This window comes from Bacillus sp. F9_6S_D1_P_5 (assembly GCF_054823925.1).
This window is the reverse complement of sequence record NZ_JBTREW010000016.1, coordinates 69,366-91,121: the sequence shown is the minus strand read 5'-3', so window position 1 is coordinate 91,121 and position 21,756 is coordinate 69,366. Positions and strand designations below refer to the sequence as shown.

The following is a 21,756-nucleotide window of genomic DNA, read 5'->3' as shown; positions in this document are numbered from 1 at the left end:
CGCAACAACATAAACAGCTATAAGGTTAGAGGAGGTATATACTGATGATATATCAAGCTATCCAGCAGTTAATTGATCGAGCTATTGAAATTCAATTAATTGAACAAGAAGATGAAATATATACAAGGAATAAAATTCTTTCTTTACTTCGTTTAGAGGACTTTGTAGTGGAAGCGTCAGCACCTGTACCTGCAAAGAAAGCAACTTCGGAGTTATTGGAAGAGTTAATTGAATATGCTTGTATGCATAAAGTCATCGAGTCAGTAATGGATGAGAGGGAGATTTTAGCAAGTGCAATTATGGATGTTTTTATATCCAAACCGTCTGCTATTAATACACTATTTTATGAAAAATTCGAACAAAATCCGAGGGATGCGACAAATTACTTCTATGAATTAAGTAAAAACAGCAACTATATACAAATGAAGCAAATTGCCAAAAATATTAATTATAAAGTAAATACGGAATATGGTGCCATTGATATAACAATTAATTTATCAAAACCGGAAAAAGACCCGAAACAAATTGCTAGAGAGAGAGTATCGGAAAGTACAAATTATCCAAAATGTTTACTTTGTATTGAGAATGAAGGATATAGAGGCAGAACTGGACATCCAGCACGCTCGAATCATCGTATGATCCGGATGAATCTTACAGATGAAAGCTGGTTTCTACAGTATTCTCCGTATATATACTTCAAAGAACACTGTATTGTATTGTCCTCAGAACATCGAGATATGAAAATTGACCGTCAAACATTTTTACGTTTGTTAAAATTTGTGGAAAAATTCCCGCATTATTTCCTTGGGTCCAATGCAGATTTGCCAATTGTAGGAGGGTCTATTCTAACACATGACCACTATCAAGGTGGAAACTATGAATTTGCTATGGCAAATGCATCAAACGAACTAACGTTTGAACTAACTAACTTTCCAGAAATGCAATGTTCTATTATTAAATGGCCTATGTCAGTTATTCGCTTAAGAAGTAAAGACATAGAACAAATAGTAAATGCAGGGGAGTACATATTAGAGAGATGGAAGGGATATAGTGATCCATCTGTTAATATATTTGCATTTACGAATGATATTCCGCATAATACGATAACTCCGATTGCTCGTTACCGGAATAGTATGTACGAATTGGATCTTGTTTTGCGGAACAATCGTACAAGTGATGAACATTCACTAGGTATTTTCCACCCTCATGCGGAAATACAGCATATTAAAAAAGAAAATATCGGTCTAATTGAAGTAATGGGGTTAGCAGTACTTCCTGCACGTTTAAAAACAGAACTTCAGGAAGTGGAAAAATTCTTACTTAACATTCCAAGTGATATTCCAACGCTTCATATACGATGGGCAGAACAATTAAAAATCAAATATGACAATCGGATACATGAACAAAATGTACAGGAGATAGTAAGAGCAGAATTAGGACGGAAATTTATACAGGCGCTTGAAGATGCTGGTGTTTTTAAACGAGATGACGAAGGGATATCGGCGTTTAAACGTTTTATTCAGACCATACATTAGGAATGGACTTAGTAGTGTTATTGATTACAAAATGACCTAATTATATGATAGGGGAGGTAATAAGATGGGGAAGTGTGAGCATAAGCAACTACAGGAATTGAAACAGATAGGTGGCCCTATATTAATGATGTGTATAAAATGTAATCAAATAATTAAAGTGTCCAAAGGATCCACTGCAAAAATAAAGTAATAAGGAATGAAAAATATATATTCCTAGTGTGTGATAAACAAATTGCCCACTGATTAAAGTTGCATTTTATTAAAAGAATAGCAAAAACTAAAAAACATCTCATATGAATATGAGATGTTTTTTTAGTATGGTTCTGTTGCATGTAATACGACATCTAATAAACCGGGGAATCTAGCATGTAAGTCATCTTCACGAATTGAAATGAAACGTTGTGTTCCTTCAAGGCGTGTATACATAACACCGGATTCACGTAAAACCTTGAAATGGTGAGATAAAGTTGATTTCGCAATGGGAATGTTTAACGCACCACAAGATTGTTCATGTTTCTCTAGTAGCATCGTTACAATTTGTAAACGAATTTGATCGCTAAGTGCGTATAAAACAGAAGAGAATTGGATTTCTTCTCGGTTTGGATGATAGAGAGTACGCATTTTTTCACCTACTTGCATAAGTTAATATAGTTTGCACTATAACATATAAAATGGTATATTTCTATTGTTCGAATATATTCGAACAATAGAAATATAGGGGGAGAAAAAATGAAGTATACAAAATTACAAAAGGCAGGACTAAACATTTCGAAGTTGGGGTTAGGAACAAACGCTGTAGGGGGGCATAATTTATATGCTGATGTGAATGAGGAAGAAGGAAAACGATTAATAGAAGAAGCTATCCAGCAAGGGGTTACATTTTTTGATACAGCAGATTCATACGGTTTCGGTAGATCAGAGGAATTGGTAGGAGAAGTATTGAAAGGAAGACGCCAAGAATTTGTACTTGCTACAAAAGGTGGAATACAGCCGTTATTAAATGGAGAGGTTTATATTAATAATGAACGAAGCTATTTAAGAAATGCTGTGGAAAATAGCTTAAGAAGATTACAAACTGATTATATTGATGTATATTATTTACATTTTACAAATCCAGAAATAAGTTACATAGATTCAATTGGAGAGCTTGCTCGTCTAAAAGAAGAAGGGAAAATTCGTTCAATTGGAATATCTAACGTAAACATAGAGCAATTAAAAGAAGCGAATCAGCACGGACAGATAGATGTTGTACAATCACCGTATAATATGTTGGATCGTGTTGCTGGGGAAGAACTTTTGCCGTACTGTATAGAATCAGGTATTTCATTTATTCCATATGGGCCTCTTGCATTTGGGATATTAGGTGGTAAATATACAGAAGATTTTAAATTAAATGAAGGAGATTGGCGTCAAAGTGTAAGTTTATTTGAAGAAAATACATATAAGAGCAATTTTCAAAAAGTTGAGAAGTTAAAAGGCTTAGCTAAAGAAATGAACCTTGAAGTATTGCATGTAGCTTTAGCGTGGCTATTAAACAAAAAAGGAATTGATACTGTTATTCCTGGTGGGAAACGAGCGGAGCAAATAAGAGAAAGTGTAAGAGCTGTGGAAGTTTCATTGAATGAGAAGGTTATGAAAGAGATTGCATTTATTTTAGAAGCTTAGTTGAGAAGAGGGGGAGTTACCTCTCTTTATATAAAAGGAGAAAGTTTAAATGAAAAGAGTACTAACTATATTCTTTACGATCATGTTTATGATAGGTACAGATACTTTCTTAATTTCACCACTTTTACCGACATTACAACAGGTGTATCATGTTTCAACTGAGCTGTCAGGATGGATGGTGAGCTCATATGCTTTAGGCTACGCTGGATTTGCACTTATTGCTGGTCCTATATCAGATGGCTTAAATAGAAAAAAAGTGATGGTAATAGGAATGAGCTTTTTTGCGTTAAGTACGTTTTTATGTGGAATGGCACCGAGTTTTCTATGGATGCTAGCATTTAGATTTTTAGCAGGTGTAAGTGCAGCCTTTGTATCTCCACAAGTGTGGGCATCTATACCTCTTCTTATAGAGAAGAAGCAAATTGTAAAAGCAATTGGAATTGTAACAGCAGGGTTAGCAATCTCTCAAATTTTAGGGCTGCCAATTGGATCATATTTAGCAACGATACATTATACAACACCATTCTTCGTCATTGGTATATTATCAGCGCTACTTGTCATTCCTATCTACGTAATATTACCAGAAATACAACCGGTTTATATAGGTGGAAGTAAAACAAACATCTTAAAGCGCTATAAACAATTACTTGCAGATTCAAGGGTTTCACTTTCTTATTTTGCATATTTTGTTTTTCAAACTGGTAATTTTGCTGCATTTTCATTCTTTGGCGTATGGCTTTCCGATCAATTCGGCTTACAAGTTCATGAAGTAGGTACAGCTATGCTCGTATTAGGATTAGGAAATTTAACAGGTAATATTTTTGGCCCTAGAATTGTAAATAAAATTGGTTATAACCTTTCTTTCTATGGTGGAATTATATTTACAGCAGTGCTATATGTATTACTTCCTCATGTAAAGAACATTATATTGTTGGAGTTATTGTTCTTTGTTTTATTTTTTGTAACAGGAATTCTGTTTGTATTAATGATGAGGCACTTACAAAACATGTCAAGTGTAGCAAGAGGAACAGGAGCCGCGCTTGCAAATGCTTCTATGTATATTGGTCAAATGATTGGAGCGGCAATAGCAGGAATGTTATTTGCAGCATCTCACAATTTTACACTTATAGGTAGTTTTACTGCATTACTATATATAGGAGCTTTATTTTTGTTTAGAAAAAGTGAAAAACTTACTGAAAATAGTGAAACAGGAATTGCATCATAAAGCTTGTATAAATATTGCGCATATCAGAATGAATAAGAGTGTGCATACATGTTACTAAAAGTATAGAAATAGTAGAAGTAATGTATCGTAACAAAGTTATGAGGAATCCAAAAAATAAAAAATCCCTATAAAAATAGGGATTTATATATCGGCATATAGTTCCTTGGAAAAGGATATACTTAGTTTAGCATATAGGACTACTTATATTTGTGAAATAGATGTGAAATAGATGTGAAAAAATACCGTAATAAAAAGCACTGTTTTAGCTAATGAACTAAAACAGTGCTTTTTTCTTTGATTGAACAGTTGCTGCATTTTCATCGTGTATGCCTGCATCTTTAATAATTCGTTGTTTTGCTTTATTTAATAGATGGTTTACTGCTTCACCAAAATAGTTAGCTTCGCTTTTTGTGCGGGCTTCTCGTAAACATTTATAGTTTTCTAGCAGTTCCTCTTTTTCAGTGTTTGTTAAGAAATCTTCTATTTTCTTTTTTGTCATACGAAACACCCTTTCTTCTGACAAACGACGCAATAGAAAATATTTATTGTTTATTATAGCAATAATTTTTAAAGAAAGTATAGACTAACGTCGTAATAATTTGTCAATTTCTTGAATCTTCTCATCAGCTTTCCCAATCTGTGTATTTTTAGCCTGCTCACCACCAAGCGCTTGGTGCAGTAAGAAAGTCTGACCGGAAATAGCAGTCACAATGGATACTTTAATAATTTCTTTTATTAAGGTGACATCGAATAGAACGAGTCCAAGAAGTGCAGCTAGACTACCAGTGAAAATATCAGTCAAAAAACCAAAGTGAAAAAAAGTTTTCAAACGGCGTGGAAGCAATAACTTGCCTTGGTTATTGATAAGATGGGAAACGAAACCAGTAATGCCACCAACGAGAACAGCAGTTAGCCATTGATACATTTCCATCGAATCCACTCCTTTTAGTAAATAAGATTCGATTATTTTATATTGATTCCTTTTAATATTTCATAGAAGCATATTGAGAAAGTTTGTTTGGTTTTTTTCTGTATTCAACTTAATTATAGCAGAAAAATCTGATATATATGAGTCTATTATATGAAGCAGTTATTCCTTAATATGAATGTAGAAAGGGGTGCGTGATATGAATATAGATTATCGAATAAGAAGTGTGGATGGTTATACAAAAAATATAGGGGAATTAGTAAGCATGCTGGAGCATACGAGGGCTGTAACATTACAGGAAATAAAAGATTTATCAGTTGAGCAATTAGATTTAATTATGCCGAGTGGAGGGAATTCCATCGGAGCGTTACTAAAGCATATATCAGCTATAGAAAAAGCCCATCAACTTATTTCATTTCAAGAGCGTGACTTTACAAAAGAAGAATTAGAAATATGGGAAGACGCACTGTATTTAGGGGAAGCTGGGAGAAAAATCCGTGGTCATGACATACAGTATTATGTACAACTTTTACAAAGTGTTCGAGAAGAATCTCTGAAGTATTTGAGTGAACAAGATGATGAATGGCTTATGTCAGAAAGAAAGTGGCCTAACGGTGTAGCGTATAACCAGCACTATCTATGGTTTCATGTGCTAGAAGATGAGATTAGTCACCGTGGACAAATTAGAATGATGAAAAATAAATTATTTGAAAATTACGTTAAATAAAGTAGCTTTTTAAATAAATATTTCATATAATGAGAATAATTAAAATGAGAACGGGGTGATGTATTATGGCGAAAATAACTTATATGAATAATAAACCAAATACAAAGGTGGATGGAAAGGGCGAGACTGTATAAGTTAGCGCACGATCCTTCCGCTTAGCTTAAACTAGGGAGGATATTAATTTGAATCAAAATATTTTAGAATCGTTCGGCTGGGATTCTTTTTTTGAGGAACAAGCTGTAGAGAATTTTGACGTAGGACGTATTTTACTTGAGCATAAGCATATATATCGGATTGTTTGTAATGATGGTGAATATATGGCAGAGCTGTCTGGAAAGTTTCGGCATGAAGCAGTAACGAAGGGAGATTATCCAGCTGTTGGTGATTGGGTGTATATAAAGAAAATAGAGAATGAAAAGAAAGCTATCATTCATCGTATTTTTCCGAGAAGAAGCTCTTTTTCTAGACAAGAGGCTGGTACTCGAACGGAAGAACAAGTAATAGCAGCAAATGTAGATTATCTATTTTTAGTGAATGCACTTAACCATGATTTTAACGTAAGAAGAATGGAACGTTATTTACTATTAGCGTATGAAAGCGGTGCAATGCCTGTTATTGTTTTAACAAAGAGTAGCTTATGTGAAGACGTGGAACAGAAAATTGTTGAAACGGAAGCTGTGGCGATTGGTGTTCCGATCTTCGTCGTTGATAGTTTAGAGCATACTGGTATTGAATCGTTGCAGCAATTTGTTTCTTCAGGAAAAACAATTGCTCTAGTCGGATCATCTGGGGTTGGAAAATCCACTTTGTTAAATGCACTTATAGGAATTGAAGTAGCAAAAACGGGAGATATTCGTGAGGAAGATAGTAGAGGAAGGCATACGACAACTCATCGTGAATTGTTCCGATTGCCGAGTGGTAGTTTAGTTATTGATACTCCAGGTATGAGGGAGCTGCAGCTTTGGGAAGGAAGCGATGCAATTCAAACAACATTTTCTGATATTGAAGAATTAGCAAAAGCATGCCGTTTTAGGGACTGTAAGCATGAAAATGAGCCAGGGTGCGCAGTGCATCATGCAATAGATAACGGAATTATTATGATAAATCGTTTGCAAAGTTATAAAAAATTACAAAGAGAACTGGCATATTTTCTGAGAAAACAAGATGCTATTCTTGCAAGAGCTGAGCGCGATAAGTGGAAAAAGATTTCTAAACAGCATAAAAAAATGTAAAAAGCCAAAGGGGGATTCCCTTTGGCTTTTTGCATTTGTAAATTTTATAATAATATTATTTGTATATATAGACAAAAAGAAATTAATTGTTTAAACTTTACAAAGTATTCATCATAATAGGTTATGAAAATAATAATTAGGGAATGGGAAATATATACAGTTCGCTAAATTTAACTTTTGAAATTGAAAAGCAGGAGGTTTGTAATGGATAGACTATTAAATTGGTTTCGTGATATGAAAGTAGCAAAAAAACTACTAATTTCATTTTTCGTCATTTTAATTGCGGCTGTCTCTATTATCGGAGGCATGTCTTATCAAACAGCTAAAAAGAATTTTGAATCACAAATTACGAGTAGTGCTCACGACAATATAAAAATATTAGATAATTTAATTAATCAAATGATTGAGGCGAAATTTAATGATGTAAATAATTTTGCACGGGTGATTCAAGGTAATATGTATCAAGGGGATAATCAAGATGAATTAAGAAAAATGTTATCTCAATATATCAACTTGAATAAAGATGTTGAACAAGTATATGTTGCTGGCAATGATAAAAAATTTGTACAAGAACCAAATATACAAATGGCAGCAGACTATGATCCAACAGAACGTTCTTGGTATAAAGATGCAGTAGCAAAACAAGGTGGTATTGTAATTACTGAGCCGTATAAAGCGAAAGGAAATGGACATATTGTCGTAACGATTGCAAAACAAGCAGAAGATAAAAACGGTGTTGTAGCGATAGATTTAAGTTTAGATAATTTATTAAAAACAACAAAGTTAATCAATATTGGTAAAAAAGGATATGCTTTCATTTTAGATGGGAAACAAAAAATAATTGCACATCCTCAAGAAAAATCAGGGGAAAAAGCAGCTGATTCTTGGGCGAAGAAAATTTATGAAGATAATCATGGTGCTTTTTCATATACGTATGACGGTAGCGAAAAGCAAATGGTATTTGCTACAAATGTAAAAACTGGTTGGAAAATTGGCGGGACGATGTACTCAAATGAAGTAATTGAAGCTGCGCAGCCTGTATTTTATAATATGTTAATTGTTATGTTCATTTCATTAGTTATAGGCGGAGCTCTTATTTATTTTGTGACACTTTCTATTACGAAGCCATTAAAAAGATTAGTTTCCACTTCTAAAGAAATAAGTGAGGGAGATTTAACGCAAACAATTGATATTCATTCTAATGATGAAATTGGTCAACTTGCAAAAGGGTTTAATGAGATGACAGATGCATTACGAACGTTAATTGGAAGAATTAATACATCGGCTGGACATGTTGCAGCAGCATCAGAAGAGCTAACGGCAAGTGTAAGACAAGCGAGCGAAGCGACTGAGCAAATTACAATGGCAATGGATGAAATATCGAGCGGGGCAACAACGCAAACTACAAGTGTAGAAAATGGTGCAATGTTACTATTTGACGTAACAGAAGGAATTCAGCATGTAGCAAATAGTTCATCATCGATTAATACGGCTTCTGCTCATACTCGTGAAAAAGCAGAAGATGGTGGGAAACTAGTAGGGAAAACAGTAAACCAAATGCAATCTATTGCAGAATCTGTTTCACAATCAGATGAAGTTATACAGTTATTAAATAATAAATCAAAGCAAATTGGTGACATACTAGAAGTCATTCAAAATATTGCAGATCAAACAAATCTTTTAGCTTTGAATGCAGCGATTGAAGCTGCAAGAGCGGGAGAGCACGGAAGAGGGTTTGCAATCGTTGCAGATGAAGTACGTAAATTGGCAGAGAAGTCTAGCGTATCTTCTAGTGAAATTAGTAAATTAATATGTGAAATACAAGATGATATGAGTAAGACGGTAAAATCTATGGGACATGTAAATGAAGAGGTTCAATCTGGACTTGTTATTGCAAATGAAACGAAGCAAAACTTTACCGAGATTTTACAATCTACAAATGAAATTGCAGATCAAATTAAAACGATGGTTGAAACGGCTAATGGGATGTCAAAAGGTGCGAATGAAGTGTCTATTTCAGTAGGTCAAATTGCAATGACAGCACAGAATAATGCGACGAGTACTCAAAACGTTGCAGCATCAGCAGAAGAACAACTAGCGTCCATTGAAGAGATTAGTTCCGCGGCGGGTACGTTATCTCAAATGGCTGAAGAGTTACAAGGGTTAATTGAAAGATTTAAAGTGTAACAGAGGACAGACTATCTCCAAAATAGCAGTATGCTATTGGAGTAGTCTGTTTTTATTATGAAAAATTAAATAGGGTGGAGAGTATCTTTATAATATTGAAAGGTATATTTTGTATAATATTTGTCGAAAAATAGAGGTATTTGTTAACTTTGTGTATAATTATAATCATATAGAATACAAATGAAGGAGATTACTATGGGAGTTTATTGGGGGACCAAAAGACATTCTTGGCTTAGTTATGTCTCATTTTGGTTAAGTATTTCATTTTTTATCGTTTTTCTAATTGAAGTGTTTATTTTAAAAACACTTTCGAATAGTTCGGTGCAAATTGTTAAATATTTCTATTTTATACTTGTACCAGTAAACATCGTTCTTAGTTTAAAGTTACTCTTTAAGAAGAATGAAAAGAAAGCATTACCTATTTTTAGTTTCATTGTATCATTATTGTTTACAATTTTAATACTAGTATTAGCGTTAGCAGCTACTGGGAAATTCTTTTAAGGAGAGTGATATAAGTCACTCTTCTTTTTTGTTGTTGCAAGGAAATAATAAGTGGAAGATGGACAAAGAATGCATTTCATTAAGTTTGATATGCTTTCAAAAAGTTAGAAGCATATTAAAAAATGAAATAAGAGACAATTCATATAATAATGAAGAGAATCCAGGTGTTTTATATGTAGTTATGAAGCAAATGAATACGGTAAGAACTGTGATATATGGTACAATACATATGGATAGTGATAGAGATAAAGGGTATATATAATACCCATCGTTTTTTAGTAAGAGAGGGGTTATCTTATGCTATACGAGGATTTGATGACAATATTTCAAGCAGCTCCGAAAGAAGAAGGTAGAGGTGGCTGGAAATATATAATCCAGGAACGAAATGATAAATATGAAATTGTTGATGAACTGTTAAAAAATCAAATGAGTGTTGAATTGTATTTTAATGAATATGATGAGGTGAAAATCACTTTATATAAAGATGAAATGCCTATTTCTACTATGCAAAAAATTGCGATTTCAAAAGTTGAATTAGACGAAGAGGAAGAAGGAATTCAATTCGTTTTAGAACGTATGCCTAGTCGGATGATTCGCTTGCAATTAAAGCCATATTTAGCACTCGAAATGGGACCGTATTGGGAAGTTTGTGATGATTGTGAATAAACATAAAAGGAGCATCCAATGATATGGATGCTCCTTTTATGTTTTTTGAAGTCGTTTAAAAGCAATAATCGGGAGTAAAATAATACTGACCCATCCGATTATAGGATATAAAATGTGGAGCAATTCACTGTAACCAACGTAACTAAAGCAATAACTAATTAGTAAAATGAAGAAAATAATATTGTTGTTTTGCCATCCGGTAATCGATTGCATCTGTTTCGTCATTCCGAATACATTGCCAACTAAAGTTGTGAACACTTCACCGAAAATAACAAGAACAAAGAAGAAGTGGAAAGTTGCATTAAATCTTCTTATGACTTCAGCCATTGGGATGTTATATTGATAAAATTGATCGACTGATAAGATCGCTAAATGGCTGCATAGTAAAATTAAAGAAAGTCCTGCCCCACCTAAAATACCACCCCATAAAATGGCTTTTCGATCTTTAACTTCACTGGCTAACGGGACGAGAACGCTTTGGGCAAGAGAAAGATTTAAGGCGACATATGTAATTGGGCTAGTAATCCACTTCATATTCCAGCTTTCTGCTGGAATAGTGTTACTAATAGGAGTTGTACCGTGAAAAAAAGTAGTAATAGCAAGTCCTATAATAAAAATCATCATAATAGGTACGACAAGAGTATTTACCTCAAAGACACCTTGTAATCCACGACTACTTATAATGAGGCATGCAATTACTGTAATGAGAATGCCGAGTTGTCTTGGTAAACGAAGTTGCTCTTCAAATACCGCTCCAGCTCCTGATAACATAACGCTCGTTACACCAAATAATACGAGTAATAATAGTGTATTTACAACATTACCAAATACATCTCCAAATAAATATTTGTTAAATTCTTGCGCTGAAAATGCACCGATTTGTGATGAAAGCAACATCATCTTCGTGCCAAGCCAAATAAAAAAAAATCCACTTACACATATACCAATTGTTCCGTAAAATCCGTTCACTGTAAAAAATTCAACAATTTCTCGTCCAGTAGCAAATCCAGCTCCAACGACTGTTCCAATATAAGTAGCAGCGACTTTCTTTGCTACTTGCCATTGTTGATTGTCCATGTTATCCCTCTTTCTACTACGATGAGCTTGATTTACTATTATGCATATGTATGAGCTTGGACAATTAGACGTAAGAAGTAGTTGAAAACATACATGAATTAAAAGATATTAGGGAAGTATTAAAGGTGTTAAAACTTTGTTACATATGAGCCAATCGTTCGAAAGGATAGGAAATGTATGGTAACATGTAATTAGGTTATTAAAAGATTAACATTATGAAATGATAAGAGGAGTGGATTGTATGAGTACGAAAACAAATGTTGTTGAAGTATTAAACAAGCAGGTAGCAAACTGGAATGTGTTATATGTGAAATTACATAATTATCACTGGTATGTGACAGGACCACACTTCTTTACATTACATGAGAAATTTGAAGAGTTTTACAATGAAGCTGGAACGTATATTGATGAATTAGCAGAACGTATTTTAGCATTGGAAGGTAAGCCATTAGCAACAATGAAAGAATACCTTGCAACATCTAGTGTGAGTGAAGGGACAAGCAAGGAATCAGCAGAAGAAATGGTGCAAACATTAGTGAATGATTACTCTGCTCTTATTCAAGAATTAAAAGAAGGCATGGAAGTTGCTGGTGAAGCTGGCGATGAAACATCAGCGGACATGTTATTAGCAATTCATACTACATTGGAACAACACGTATGGATGTTAAGTGCGTTCTTAAAATAAATAGAAGTTTATTAAGAAAAAGTCATTGAAAAATTCTTTCAATGGCTTTTTTTGTAATTTTTCAGTTTTCTTTTATGCTATAATATAGTAAAAAAGGAGGCGATGCGATGTTTCGCTTTTTCAGAACTGGAAAAGAAGAGCGTGAAATTACGAAAGATGAATTAGAACAAGCGATGGCTAAGTTCCTAGAAACGAATGCTAATATCGTTTATACAGTATTAGTAAATGATGATTATACAGTAAATTATGATTTGTTAAAACCGTATTTACTTGCATTTCCAACAAATAGTTTTCTTATTACGAAGGAAACGCTTGAGGTATTTGAACATACAGAAGAAAATCTAAACCTAGTTAAAGAAATTGATATCGTACAAAAAGCAGTAGATCAGTACGTAACAGAAAAAGAAATGTTTCCGATTGTTGAAGGTAGTGAAGAGCGTCTTATATGCGGGATGAAATTAGGACCGTATTTAAATCGTATATTAAAAAGAGACTTATATATTTCAGAAAAACATTATTTAGTTTCAAGTAAACCAGACAGAAAAAAACAGAAAAGTGGATAGATGTATGGAAAACAACAATAAATATATTGTTGTCTTTTTTTGTTTGTGAAAATATTGATTTTTCAGTTTATTAAGTTTTATACTAAACTTATTGGACGAAGAGGAATAATAATTAAGTATTGTTAGCGTAAGTTACATACAGCGATTACAGAATGATATAAAGGTTTGAGAAATAAATATTATAAAAGATTACGGGGGAATGAGTGTATGAAAAATAGTATGACTTACATTCAATTATTAAATGAAACGTTACATCGTTATGCAAATGAAGGAAGTTTGGAAGCGTACACCTATATAATGGAGCATGCGAAAGGCATAGTGGGAAATGAGGCGCAAATATATAATTTCAAATATGCACTAGCGGGTGCAGCAGGACTTGAAGAAGAAGCGTTGCAATTAATGAAGGAAGCCATTATAGAAAAGGGTTTTTGGTATGGAAATGAGTATTTGATTTCCGACGACGATTTAAAACCACTACATAAATTTGAAGTGTTTCATAAAATGGTTCAATTATGTAAAGAGAGGGAAGAATTAGCAAAGAAAACAGAACGAGCAGACGTGAAATATATAGAAAGTAAGAAAAAAGAAAAACTATTGATTGCAATGCACGGAGATCAAGAAAATATAGGAATAGTAGAACCATATTGGAAATCTGTTTTGGATCAAGATTATACGTTAGCTATACCACAGTCTTCGCAAATTCAGTTTTCAGATGGGTTTGTTTGGGATGATATACATAGAGGGAAAGAAGAATTAAAAGAGCATTACATTAATTTTAAAGAAAGTCATATGGTAGAAAGAGTAATAATTGGTGGTTTTTCTGCTGGCGCAAGAGTAGCTTTGTATACGATTTTACAAAAAGATATAGATGTAGATGGTTTTATTTTTATGGCGCCGTGGCTTCCAGAGGTTGAAGAATGGAATGAGTTATTGGAAGTGCTACAAGATAAACATATAAAGGGATATATAGTGTGCGGGGATCAAGATGAAGATTGTTTTGAATGTACGCAGCAATTTGTACAATTATTAAGAGATAAAAATATAGAACATGAGTATAAAGTTGTGCCTAATTTAAATCATGATTATCCTGAGGGATTTGAAGAGCTATTAAAAGAAGCTATTGATTATATAGAAGCCAAAAGTAATAAGTAGTAAGAAAGGGAGATGCATCGTAATGGATGTATCTCCCTTTTAGCATTATAAATGAAAAACATTTGCTAGTAAGCGATAAGACTTTAATTTATCTTCAAATTGATGAGTAATTGTGACAATCATAAATTCATCAGTATTATACGCTTTGCTTAAGTTTACGATTTGTTCTTTCACAGAAGATGGATCACCGACGATCATACGTTGACGATTTTCTTTTATACGGAATAAATCATAAGCGCTGTATGAATAATTTTGTGCAGTTTCGATAGAAGGAGTACCAGTTGTACGCTTTCCTTGTTCTAGTAATAAAATTGATAAATCTAAACTAGAAGCAATTTTTTCCGCCTCTTCATTCGTTTCCCCGCAAATAACAAAAATAGAGACGATTGATTTTGGTTTATCTCCTAAATAGGAAGGTTGGAATTGTTCCTGATAAGCTTTCATTACTTCAGGGCCACCGTATCCGTTAATGAACTGTGCGAATGCAAAAGAAGCACCTTGTTTTGCGGCAATCATTGCACTCTCTCCGCTAGAACCGAGCATCCACATCTCAGGAGATGTTGGAATGATAGGGGTAGCCTTTAAATTTGCGTAATGATGGTTTTCTGGTACTTGATCATGTAAGTACATTGCAACATCTGCAATTTGCTCTGGGTATTGATCAAGTGAGACCATTTTTCCTTCTTGTAGTGCGCGAGTTGCAATGGGCATACCACCAGGTGCTCTGCCGACACCAAGGTCAATACGATTTGGATAAAGCGCTTCTAAAACGCGGAAATTCTCAGCAACTTTATATGGGCTATAGTGCGGTAACATAACACCACCCGAACCAACTCTCATACGCTCTGTTTTCGCTGCAATATGAGAAATAAGTATTTCTGGACTTGAACCAGCAAGGCTGACAGAATTGTGATGCTCTGATACCCAAAAGCGTGTATATCCGAGTTTTTCAACTTCTTGTGCAAGTGTAACTGTATGTGAAAAAGCTTGTGCTGCTGTACTACCATCTGAAATAGGGGATTGGTCTAACACACTTAATTTGATCATAGAATATACCTCTCAATCTTAATGTACATCCTATTATATATTTACTTACGAAAAATGCGTAATAAAATGCTCAAAATTAAAAGTGGATAAACCACCTATCTATATTTAACGAGAAAAGCCTCGTTCATAATGATTCATTTCGACTAAATTTAAAATATAATCGTAGTTATCAATCTCAAGTTTTAGTTGTTCACGCTCTTTTTTAGATAGATGCATACTACTAAGTTTGTTGCATAGTTGTTGTTTCTTTTTTTCTAAATATTTCTTTGTAGCGTGGTAGTCGTAAGTTTGTTTCATTTTCAACCACTCCTTCTTTGCTGTTGCTATATGATACGGGGCGTGAAGAGAGGTGAAAGCTAACTCTTATGTACTTTTAGTGAATATTCCTCTTTCCATGTTGTTATGTTTATGGGAATTTATGAATAAAATGCACTAAACCACTAATGTCCATAAAAGCCCGATTGGTTCAACTAATAATCAGTGGGGGGAGAACCCCCACTGATTATAGTTTCACTTTATGAAGTAAGGGGTGGAATTGTGCAGAAAGATATAATGTATAACACTGAGATGGATGAAACGTTAAAAGTTATAAATAAAGGGTTAAAGAAGACGACTCGTCCGAAGCAAATTATAGTAGTAGGGGCTGGTATGGCTGGGTTGGTTTCGGCGTCTTTATTAAAAGCTGCAGGACATGAAGTGAAGATTTTTGAAGCAAACAACCGGGTAGGTGGCCGTATAGAGACGATTAGAATGGAAGATACCGGATTATATTTGGATGTTGGGGCAATGAGAATTCCGTATTCGCACACATTAACGATGGCATATATAAGAAAATTCGGGCTACAGGTGAGCCCTTTTATTAATAGGAATGACACTGATATTATTTACGTAAATGGCCGAAAAACGACATTAAAGCAATATGAAAAAGATCCAAGTATATTAAAGTATCCTGTAGAAATGAATGAAGTTGGGAAAACTTCTGAGGAGTTATTATTGTTAGCAGTGCAGCCTATTATAAACTTTATAAAAAAGAACCCAGAGAAAAATTGGGATGTTGTAGTAAAGGATTTTGGGAGATATTCTACAGGACAATTTTTAAAGTATCATCCTTATCAATATAATACTTACTTTTCACCAGTAACAATCGAGATGATCGGTGTTTTATTAGATTTAGAAGGTTTTTTGGAAAGGTCATTTGTTGAGACGTTACGCTTTTTATATATTATGCAAGAGGAGAATGGCTTTTGTGAAATAGTAGGGGGAAATGATAGATTACCAAAGTCCTTTTTACCACAATTAGAAGAAAATATTATATATAATCAAAAATTAATGAAGCTACATCAGCATGATAACGGTGTGACAGCTTTTTATCGAAACGAGGAAAATTTTGAATATAGCAGTATTACAGGGGATTTAGTTATTATTACAATTCCATTTTCGACAATGCGCTTTGTAGAAGTAGATCCATTTGATTCTATATCTCATGAAAAATGGAAGGCAATTCGTGAATTGCATTATATGCCAGCGACAAAAATAGGAATTCAATTTAAAAGTCGATTTTGGGAAGAACAAGGACAGTTAGGTGGCAGGATTATAACGGATTTGCCCATTCGTTACGCTTATTATCCAAGTCACGGAATTGGAGAGAAAGGACCTGCTATGATGTTAGGAAGTTATACATGGTCTTATGATGCGTTGTTATGGGATGGCTTATCAAAAGGGGATCGTATCTATTACACACTACAGAACTTAGCGACAATATTAGGCGGCCAAGTATATGATGAGTTCTTATCTGGCATATCAAAAAGTTGGACATTGGATCCATATGCACTTGGAGGTTTTGCGCTATTTCAGGCAGGCCAAGAATCTGAACTACAACCAGCAATTATAAAACCAGAGGGGAGATTATATTTTGCTGGTGATCATACAACGTTATATCACGGATGGATACAAGGGGCAATTGAATCTGGAGTTCGTGTTGCGGTAGATGTAAATGAATTAAAAGTGTAAAATTCAGAAATTTCTTTACTGTATAGTTTGAGATGGATATTATTATATATAAAAGAATTATAGGGAGTGTTGAAAGTGAATCCGTTATTATTCGATTTTCCTTCTGAATTTTATACTGAAAGGCTATTTATTCGAATGCCGAAACTAGGTGACGGTAAAGCCGTATACGATGCAATTCAAGCTTCTATGAAAGAATTAAAACCATGGATGGCTTTTGCACAAAAAGAGCAAACAGAGGAAGAAGTAGAAGTGAGCATTAGAAAATCGCATATTCAATTTTTGCAGCGTGAGGATTTAAGATTACTAGTTTTTTCGAGAGAAACAGGTGAATTTATTGCATCAGCTGGATTACATCGTATTAATTGGGATATACCTCAATTTGAAATTGGATATTGGATTGATTCAAGGTTTAGTGGAAAAGGCTATATGGTAGAGGCTGCAAAGGGTATAACGGATTATGCTTTTTCTGAACTGAAAGCAAACCGCGTAGAAATTCGATGTGATTCTTTAAATAAGAAAAGTAGAGCGATACCTGAGAAATTAGGCTTTAAGTTAGAAGGTACGTTAGAAAGTGCGAGTTTAGCAGTAGATGGAAATGGATTAAGGGATATGTGTGTATTTGCCATGACTAGAGATACATATGAAAAAGAAGAGCTGTAAAGAAACGGCTCTTCTTTTTGTACATTATGGTACAGGATGTCCATTAGAACTTTCGAAAATTGTAAACCATTGTTGACGGTCTAAGTTAACTTTTGTAGCAAGAGCCGCCGTTTTAACACGATCTAATTTACCAGAGCCAACGATTGGGATCATGTTAGCTGGATGAGAAAGCAACCATGCATACATAACAGTATCAATGCTAGTAACACCTAGTTCAGTAGCGATTTTTTGTAACGTTTCACGTACACGTATAGCACGTTCTGATTGCCCAGTAAAGATTTCTCCGCCAGCAAGAGGTGACCAAATCATAGGATTGATTCTTTTTTCTTGGCATAAATTAATTGTCCCTTTTTCGAAATGCTCAAGCTGCATCGCAGAAACTTCGATTTGATTTGTAATGAGTGGGAAATCTAAATAGGAACTTAACATATTAAACTGTGATGGTAAAAAGTTAGATACACCGAAGTGACGGACTTTTCCTTCTCGTTTTAATCGTGAGAACGCTTCTGCTACTTCATTTGGATCCATATATGGATCAGGGCGATGGATGAGCAATACATCAATATAATCTGTATGTAAGTTTTGTAAAGATTTCTCCGCGCTTCTTATAATATGTTCTGCACTCGTATTGTAGTGCGCAACATATCGCTCTGGAAATTTCGGTGATGGGGGAGCGATTCCACATTTTGTGACAATTTGCATATTTTCGCGTAAGGAAGGCTTGAGTCGTAATGCTTCTCCGAACAGTCCTTCACACGTATAACCGCCATAAATATCAGCGTGATCAAAAGTAGTAATCCCCATATCCATACAAGATTCAATAAAAGAAAGTAACTCTTGCTTTGACATATTCCATTCTGCTAAACGCCAAAAACCTTGAATAATACGAGAAAATTCTAGTGTTTCGGTCATTTGAACTCGTTCCATTATATGTACCCCCTTGATGAATGAATAATATTTTGAAAAGGCTTTCTTACTACATATTATTATATAGTTACATGTTCAGACATACAATAAATATGTTTTGCTAAAAAAACGATTTTCTCTATATGCTATAATGTAAAAACATATAGCTATAAGGAGATGTAGGGAATGATTCCAGTAACAATATTAACTGGTTTTCTTGGATCAGGGAAAACGACATTATTAAATCGTATTTTATCAGAGAATCACGGTCAGAAATTAGCAGTGATTGTAAATGAAATAGGGCAAATTGGTATTGATAATCAACTGATTATGAATGTCGAAGAAGAGATTATGGAGATGACGAATGGATGTTTATGTTGTACTGTACGTGAAGATTTACTCGTCGCTTTAAAACAATTACTGGACGTAAAAGCAGAAGGGAAAATGGACTTTGATGGATTAGTAATTGAAACGACGGGTCTTGCAAATCCAGGTCCGATTATTCAAACATTCTTTTTAGATCCTGTTATTCAATCCGCATACCAAATTAACGGTGTTGTAACAGTAGTAGATAGTTATCATATACATAAACATTTTGAAAAAGGACTAGAAGCAAAAGAGCAAATTGCGTTTGCTGATGTTGTTTTAGTAAATAAACTAGATTTAATTGAAGAAAGTGAGAAAGAAAATCTCTTACATGAACTGCAAGGAATTAATCCGACTGCAAAGTTAATCGAGGCTACTAACTGTGATGTGGATATTCCATCGTTACTACAAATTCAAACGTTTAAAACGAAAGATACGTTACAAATTTATCCTCATACAGAGCATAATCATTTAGAAGGTGTAAAGTCGTTTGTATTACGTGAAGAGCGTCCGTTAGATTTACAAAAACTAAATGAGTGGATGTCAGCTGTCGTTCAAGAACTAGGTGAATATTTATATCGCTACAAAGGAATTTTATCGATTGATGGGATAGATAAACGTATCGTTTTCCAAGGTGTGCATACACTGTTCGCTGCATCATACGATAGAGAGTGGCAAGAGGGCGAAGAACGAGTAAGTGAAGTCGTGTTTATCGGAAAAGATATTAATAAAGAATGGTTCCAAGAACATTTCAAGGAGTGTGTGAAATAAGTCTGCGTATATTGCAGGCTTATTTTTTGGACTTAATTAAGTGCTTTATAGAAACATGCTAGATTGCAAAAAACGAAGGATTATAAAAAGCCTGTTTTCACAGGCTTGTATGTTCATCTAATAGTAACTCCATTACAACACCTACAACTGGGCCTTCATCATCAATATCGCCATTTAAACGGAAGCCAAATGATTCATATAATCCCATTGCGAGTTTGTTGTCTGGATGTAAACTTAAATAAATTATTTTACATTCAAATTTATCTTGTAAGAATTGAATGAGTATGCGAAGGAATCGTTTTGCGTATCCTTTTCCTTGATATTGCTCGTCAATCATAAAGCGGTCTAACCATACGCTTTTACGTTTTTCCCAATACCATCCATACATTGCATATCCTACAAGTGTTTCTCCATCATATAAACCTACTGACGTTCCGTTTCCCTCATATAATGATTCTGCTAGAGAAAACGCATTGCTTTCAATAAATTGCTGCTGGTCTTTTGCGACGTTTAAAGCAGCTACCGAACGCCAATTTTTTTCTGTTACTTCACAAATGTGAAGATTCATAATTCCAACTCACCTTCTAAATTAATATAGCTAAAAAGCTAATATGGATAATTTTACTTGTTATTTTGGTCAAGTCAAGTAAGAACAAATAAAAAAGAAGCTGAATGACTCGTTCAGCTTCTTTCAAAAATTGATTAGTTAGTAGCTTCTTTCAATGTGTTTACGTTTTCTTCCATTAAAGTGAAGTAATCTTTATTGCTCTTCGCGTCATCTTCAGAAATAGTAGCAAGGTGATTTAAGCGTAAAATTTTTGTACCCGTTTCTTTTTGAATGACGGATGCTACTTTTGGAGTAGAGAATGTTTCAAATAAAATATATTGTAGATTATGTTCTTTTACTGTTTTTGTAATGTCAGCAAGCTGTTTTTGAGATGGTTCATCAGAAGCTGAAATACCAGCGATAGCAATTTGTTTCAGGCCATAGCGTTGTTCCCAGTATCCATAAGCCGCATGAGAAACTAAAATATCTTTCGTTTTTGCATTCGCAACAGCTGCTTTAAATTGATCATCTAAATCAGTAAATTTCGTTTGAAGTGCTGCGAAGTTTTTTTCAAACTCTTGTTTATGATCAGGTTGTAATTCTACAAGTGCATTTTTAATTTTTTCTGCCTGTTTCATTGCTAGAGTAGGGTCTAACCAAATGTGTGGGTCTTTATCGTGATGATGTTCATCTTCTTTATGGCCGTCTCCGTGATCATGATGCTCTTCTTCAGTAGAAGTACGCAGTTCAATACCTTTTGATGCATTTACAATTTTAACATTTTCTTTTTGTAATGCTTTTTCCATTTTTTCAGCAAATGGCTCTAATTCAGCCCCGTTATAAACGAATAAATCGGCTTTTGCAACTTTTACTGTTTCTTTTTGACTTGGTTCAAATGTATGAGAATCTGCACCAGGTGGATAAATTGCTTCAACCGTTACATAGTCGCCACCAATTTTTTTTGCGAAATCAGCAAGAGGGAAAATAGTTGTATAAACAGTTAGCTTTCCGTCTTTCTTGGCATTACCTTCTTTTGTATTTGAGCAGCCAGTAAAAATTAAAGTGAAAATAAGTAAGAATGAAAATATAGTCAATCTTTTAGGCATGAAGTTCTCCTCTTTTCTTTTTTACGGATATATTTTCCCCAATTTTAGAAGAAAAATATCATTTTAATACAAAACGGAATAATTACGTTTTAGTTTGCGAACTTAGTATAATACATCTTTTATAAAGTTGCAATAAATAATAATCATTCCGATTTGATTTTGTTATAAAGTTGTCAAATATAGATGTGTTATTTTTGCGA

Annotated in this window: 23 protein-coding genes and 2 pseudogenes; 16 read left to right on the top strand and 9 right to left on the bottom strand. The window is 34.1% G+C overall.

The window, feature by feature from the left end; translation table 11 throughout:
* Nucleotides 1-44 precede the first annotated feature (44 nt).
* Nucleotides 45-1,535, top strand: coding sequence for a UDP-glucose--hexose-1-phosphate uridylyltransferase (galT, locus tag ACUXEY_RS19565; RefSeq protein WP_166704535.1), 1,491 nt, complete (start codon nt 45-47; stop codon nt 1,533-1,535).
* 312 nt (nt 1,536-1,847) lie between these two features.
* Here galT and ACUXEY_RS19560 read toward each other — a convergent pair whose 3' ends face one another.
* Nucleotides 1,848-2,156 (bottom strand): ArsR/SmtB family transcription factor, encoded by a 309-nt coding sequence (locus ACUXEY_RS19560; RefSeq protein WP_001259913.1) that lies wholly within the window; start codon nt 2,154-2,156, stop codon nt 1,848-1,850.
* 108 nt (nt 2,157-2,264) lie between these two features.
* Between ACUXEY_RS19560 and ACUXEY_RS19555 the strand changes: the two genes are divergently transcribed.
* From ACUXEY_RS19555 to ACUXEY_RS19545, 3 genes and pseudogenes are all read left to right on the top strand, one after another.
* Nucleotides 2,265-3,200: an aldo/keto reductase gene (locus tag ACUXEY_RS19555; RefSeq protein WP_166704534.1), complete on the top strand. Its 936-nt coding sequence runs from the start codon at nt 2,265-2,267 to the stop codon at nt 3,198-3,200.
* A gap of 49 nt (nt 3,201-3,249) precedes the next feature.
* Nucleotides 3,250-4,425, top strand: a complete 1,176-nt coding sequence (locus tag ACUXEY_RS19550) for an MFS transporter (protein WP_429601612.1) — start codon at nt 3,250-3,252, stop codon at nt 4,423-4,425.
* Between the two features lie 32 nt (nt 4,426-4,457).
* Nucleotides 4,458-4,654 (top strand): annotated as a pseudogene (locus ACUXEY_RS19545) (hypothetical protein).
* Nucleotides 4,655-4,699: 45 nt separating this feature from the next.
* On the opposite strand, the gene ACUXEY_RS19540 reads toward ACUXEY_RS19545, so the two are convergent.
* Nucleotides 4,700-4,924: a hypothetical protein gene (locus ACUXEY_RS19540; RefSeq protein WP_142286529.1), complete on the bottom strand. Its 225-nt coding sequence runs from the start codon at nt 4,922-4,924 to the stop codon at nt 4,700-4,702.
* Nucleotides 4,925-5,008: 84 nt separating this feature from the next.
* Nucleotides 5,009-5,356, bottom strand: a complete 348-nt coding sequence (locus ACUXEY_RS19535) for a DUF4257 domain-containing protein (protein ID WP_000426320.1) — start codon at nt 5,354-5,356, stop codon at nt 5,009-5,011.
* A 196-nt stretch (nt 5,357-5,552) separates the two neighbouring features.
* Between ACUXEY_RS19535 and ACUXEY_RS19530 the strand changes: the two genes are divergently transcribed.
* The 6 genes and pseudogenes from ACUXEY_RS19530 (at nt 5,553) to ACUXEY_RS19505 (ending at nt 10,666) form a co-directional block, all read left to right on the top strand.
* A complete protein-coding gene (locus ACUXEY_RS19530) occupies nt 5,553-6,080 on the top strand; it encodes a DinB family protein (RefSeq protein ID WP_461301376.1) in 528 nt (175 codons plus the stop codon).
* A gap of 182 nt (nt 6,081-6,262) precedes the next feature.
* Nucleotides 6,263-7,312, top strand: a complete 1,050-nt coding sequence (gene rsgA / locus ACUXEY_RS19525) for a ribosome small subunit-dependent GTPase A (RefSeq protein WP_166704531.1) — start codon at nt 6,263-6,265, stop codon at nt 7,310-7,312.
* 204 nt (nt 7,313-7,516) lie between these two features.
* A pseudogene (locus ACUXEY_RS19520) lies at nt 7,517-8,557 on the top strand (cache domain-containing protein); the annotation flags it as partial.
* On the top strand, nt 8,552-9,499 hold the full coding sequence (locus tag ACUXEY_RS19515; protein WP_429601629.1) for a methyl-accepting chemotaxis protein: 948 nt from the start codon (nt 8,552-8,554) through the stop codon (nt 9,497-9,499). The pseudogene ACUXEY_RS19520 and the gene ACUXEY_RS19515, both read left to right, overlap by 6 nt.
* A 195-nt stretch (nt 9,500-9,694) precedes the next feature.
* On the top strand, nt 9,695-10,000 hold the full coding sequence (locus ACUXEY_RS19510) for a hypothetical protein (protein ID WP_144611070.1): 306 nt from the start codon (nt 9,695-9,697) through the stop codon (nt 9,998-10,000).
* 297 nt (nt 10,001-10,297) lie between these two features.
* Nucleotides 10,298-10,666 carry a DUF3979 family protein gene (locus ACUXEY_RS19505; protein WP_429601609.1) on the top strand — a complete coding sequence of 123 codons (369 nt, stop codon included), beginning with the start codon at nt 10,298-10,300 and terminating at the stop codon, nt 10,664-10,666.
* Between the two features lie 36 nt (nt 10,667-10,702).
* Here ACUXEY_RS19505 and ACUXEY_RS19500 read toward each other — a convergent pair whose 3' ends face one another.
* Complete coding sequence (locus ACUXEY_RS19500; protein ID WP_166704527.1) at nt 10,703-11,743, bottom strand: YkvI family membrane protein; 1,041 nt, start codon at nt 11,741-11,743, stop codon at nt 10,703-10,705.
* Nucleotides 11,744-11,984: 241 nt separating this feature from the next.
* Here ACUXEY_RS19500 and ACUXEY_RS19495 point away from each other — a divergent pair, with 241 nt between their 5' ends.
* The 3 genes from ACUXEY_RS19495 (at nt 11,985) to ACUXEY_RS19485 (ending at nt 14,143) form a co-directional block, all read left to right on the top strand.
* Nucleotides 11,985-12,428, top strand: coding sequence for a Dps family protein (locus tag ACUXEY_RS19495; protein WP_000105199.1), 444 nt, complete (start codon nt 11,985-11,987; stop codon nt 12,426-12,428).
* A gap of 107 nt (nt 12,429-12,535) precedes the next feature.
* A complete protein-coding gene (locus tag ACUXEY_RS19490) occupies nt 12,536-12,991 on the top strand; it encodes a DUF3939 domain-containing protein (RefSeq protein WP_098346456.1) in 456 nt (151 codons plus the stop codon).
* Nucleotides 12,992-13,198: 207 nt separating this feature from the next.
* Entirely contained in the window at nt 13,199-14,143 is a 945-nt protein-coding gene (locus ACUXEY_RS19485) for an alpha/beta hydrolase (protein ID WP_461301375.1), read from the top strand.
* Nucleotides 14,144-14,188: 45 nt separating this feature from the next.
* Here the strand turns inward: ACUXEY_RS19485 and ACUXEY_RS19480 are convergent, their stop codons facing one another.
* Nucleotides 14,189-15,190 (bottom strand): LLM class flavin-dependent oxidoreductase, encoded by a 1,002-nt coding sequence (locus ACUXEY_RS19480; protein ID WP_461301374.1) that lies wholly within the window; start codon nt 15,188-15,190, stop codon nt 14,189-14,191.
* Between the two features lie 105 nt (nt 15,191-15,295).
* On the bottom strand, nt 15,296-15,487 hold the full coding sequence (locus tag ACUXEY_RS19475) for a DUF3896 family protein (protein ID WP_144611075.1): 192 nt from the start codon (nt 15,485-15,487) through the stop codon (nt 15,296-15,298).
* Nucleotides 15,488-15,727: 240 nt separating this feature from the next.
* On the opposite strand from ACUXEY_RS19475, the gene ACUXEY_RS19470 reads away from it, so the two are divergent.
* Together ACUXEY_RS19470 and ACUXEY_RS19465 are read left to right on the top strand one after the other, a co-directional pair.
* Nucleotides 15,728-17,200: a flavin monoamine oxidase family protein gene (locus ACUXEY_RS19470; protein ID WP_429601601.1), complete on the top strand. Its 1,473-nt coding sequence runs from the start codon at nt 15,728-15,730 to the stop codon at nt 17,198-17,200.
* A 75-nt stretch (nt 17,201-17,275) separates the two neighbouring features.
* The gene (locus ACUXEY_RS19465; RefSeq protein ID WP_461301373.1) at nt 17,276-17,860 is read left to right on the top strand and encodes a GNAT family N-acetyltransferase; all 585 of its coding nucleotides are present in this window, start codon (nt 17,276-17,278) and stop codon (nt 17,858-17,860) included.
* Between the two features lie 24 nt (nt 17,861-17,884).
* On the opposite strand, the gene ACUXEY_RS19460 is transcribed toward ACUXEY_RS19465, so the two are convergent.
* Complete coding sequence (locus tag ACUXEY_RS19460) at nt 17,885-18,787, bottom strand: aldo/keto reductase (RefSeq protein ID WP_461301372.1); 903 nt, start codon at nt 18,785-18,787, stop codon at nt 17,885-17,887.
* A gap of 165 nt (nt 18,788-18,952) precedes the next feature.
* On the opposite strand from ACUXEY_RS19460, the gene ACUXEY_RS19455 reads away from it, so the two are divergent.
* Entirely contained in the window at nt 18,953-19,903 is a 951-nt protein-coding gene (locus ACUXEY_RS19455) for a CobW family GTP-binding protein (protein WP_429601598.1), read from the top strand.
* Nucleotides 19,904-20,000: 97 nt separating this feature from the next.
* Here ACUXEY_RS19455 and ACUXEY_RS19450 read toward each other — a convergent pair whose 3' ends face one another.
* Nucleotides 20,001-20,471, bottom strand: coding sequence for a GNAT family N-acetyltransferase (locus ACUXEY_RS19450; protein ID WP_429601597.1), 471 nt, complete (start codon nt 20,469-20,471; stop codon nt 20,001-20,003).
* 134 nt (nt 20,472-20,605) lie between these two features.
* Nucleotides 20,606-21,556 (bottom strand): metal ABC transporter substrate-binding protein, encoded by a 951-nt coding sequence (locus ACUXEY_RS19445; RefSeq protein ID WP_166704519.1) that lies wholly within the window; start codon nt 21,554-21,556, stop codon nt 20,606-20,608.
* Nucleotides 21,557-21,756 lie beyond the last annotated feature (200 nt).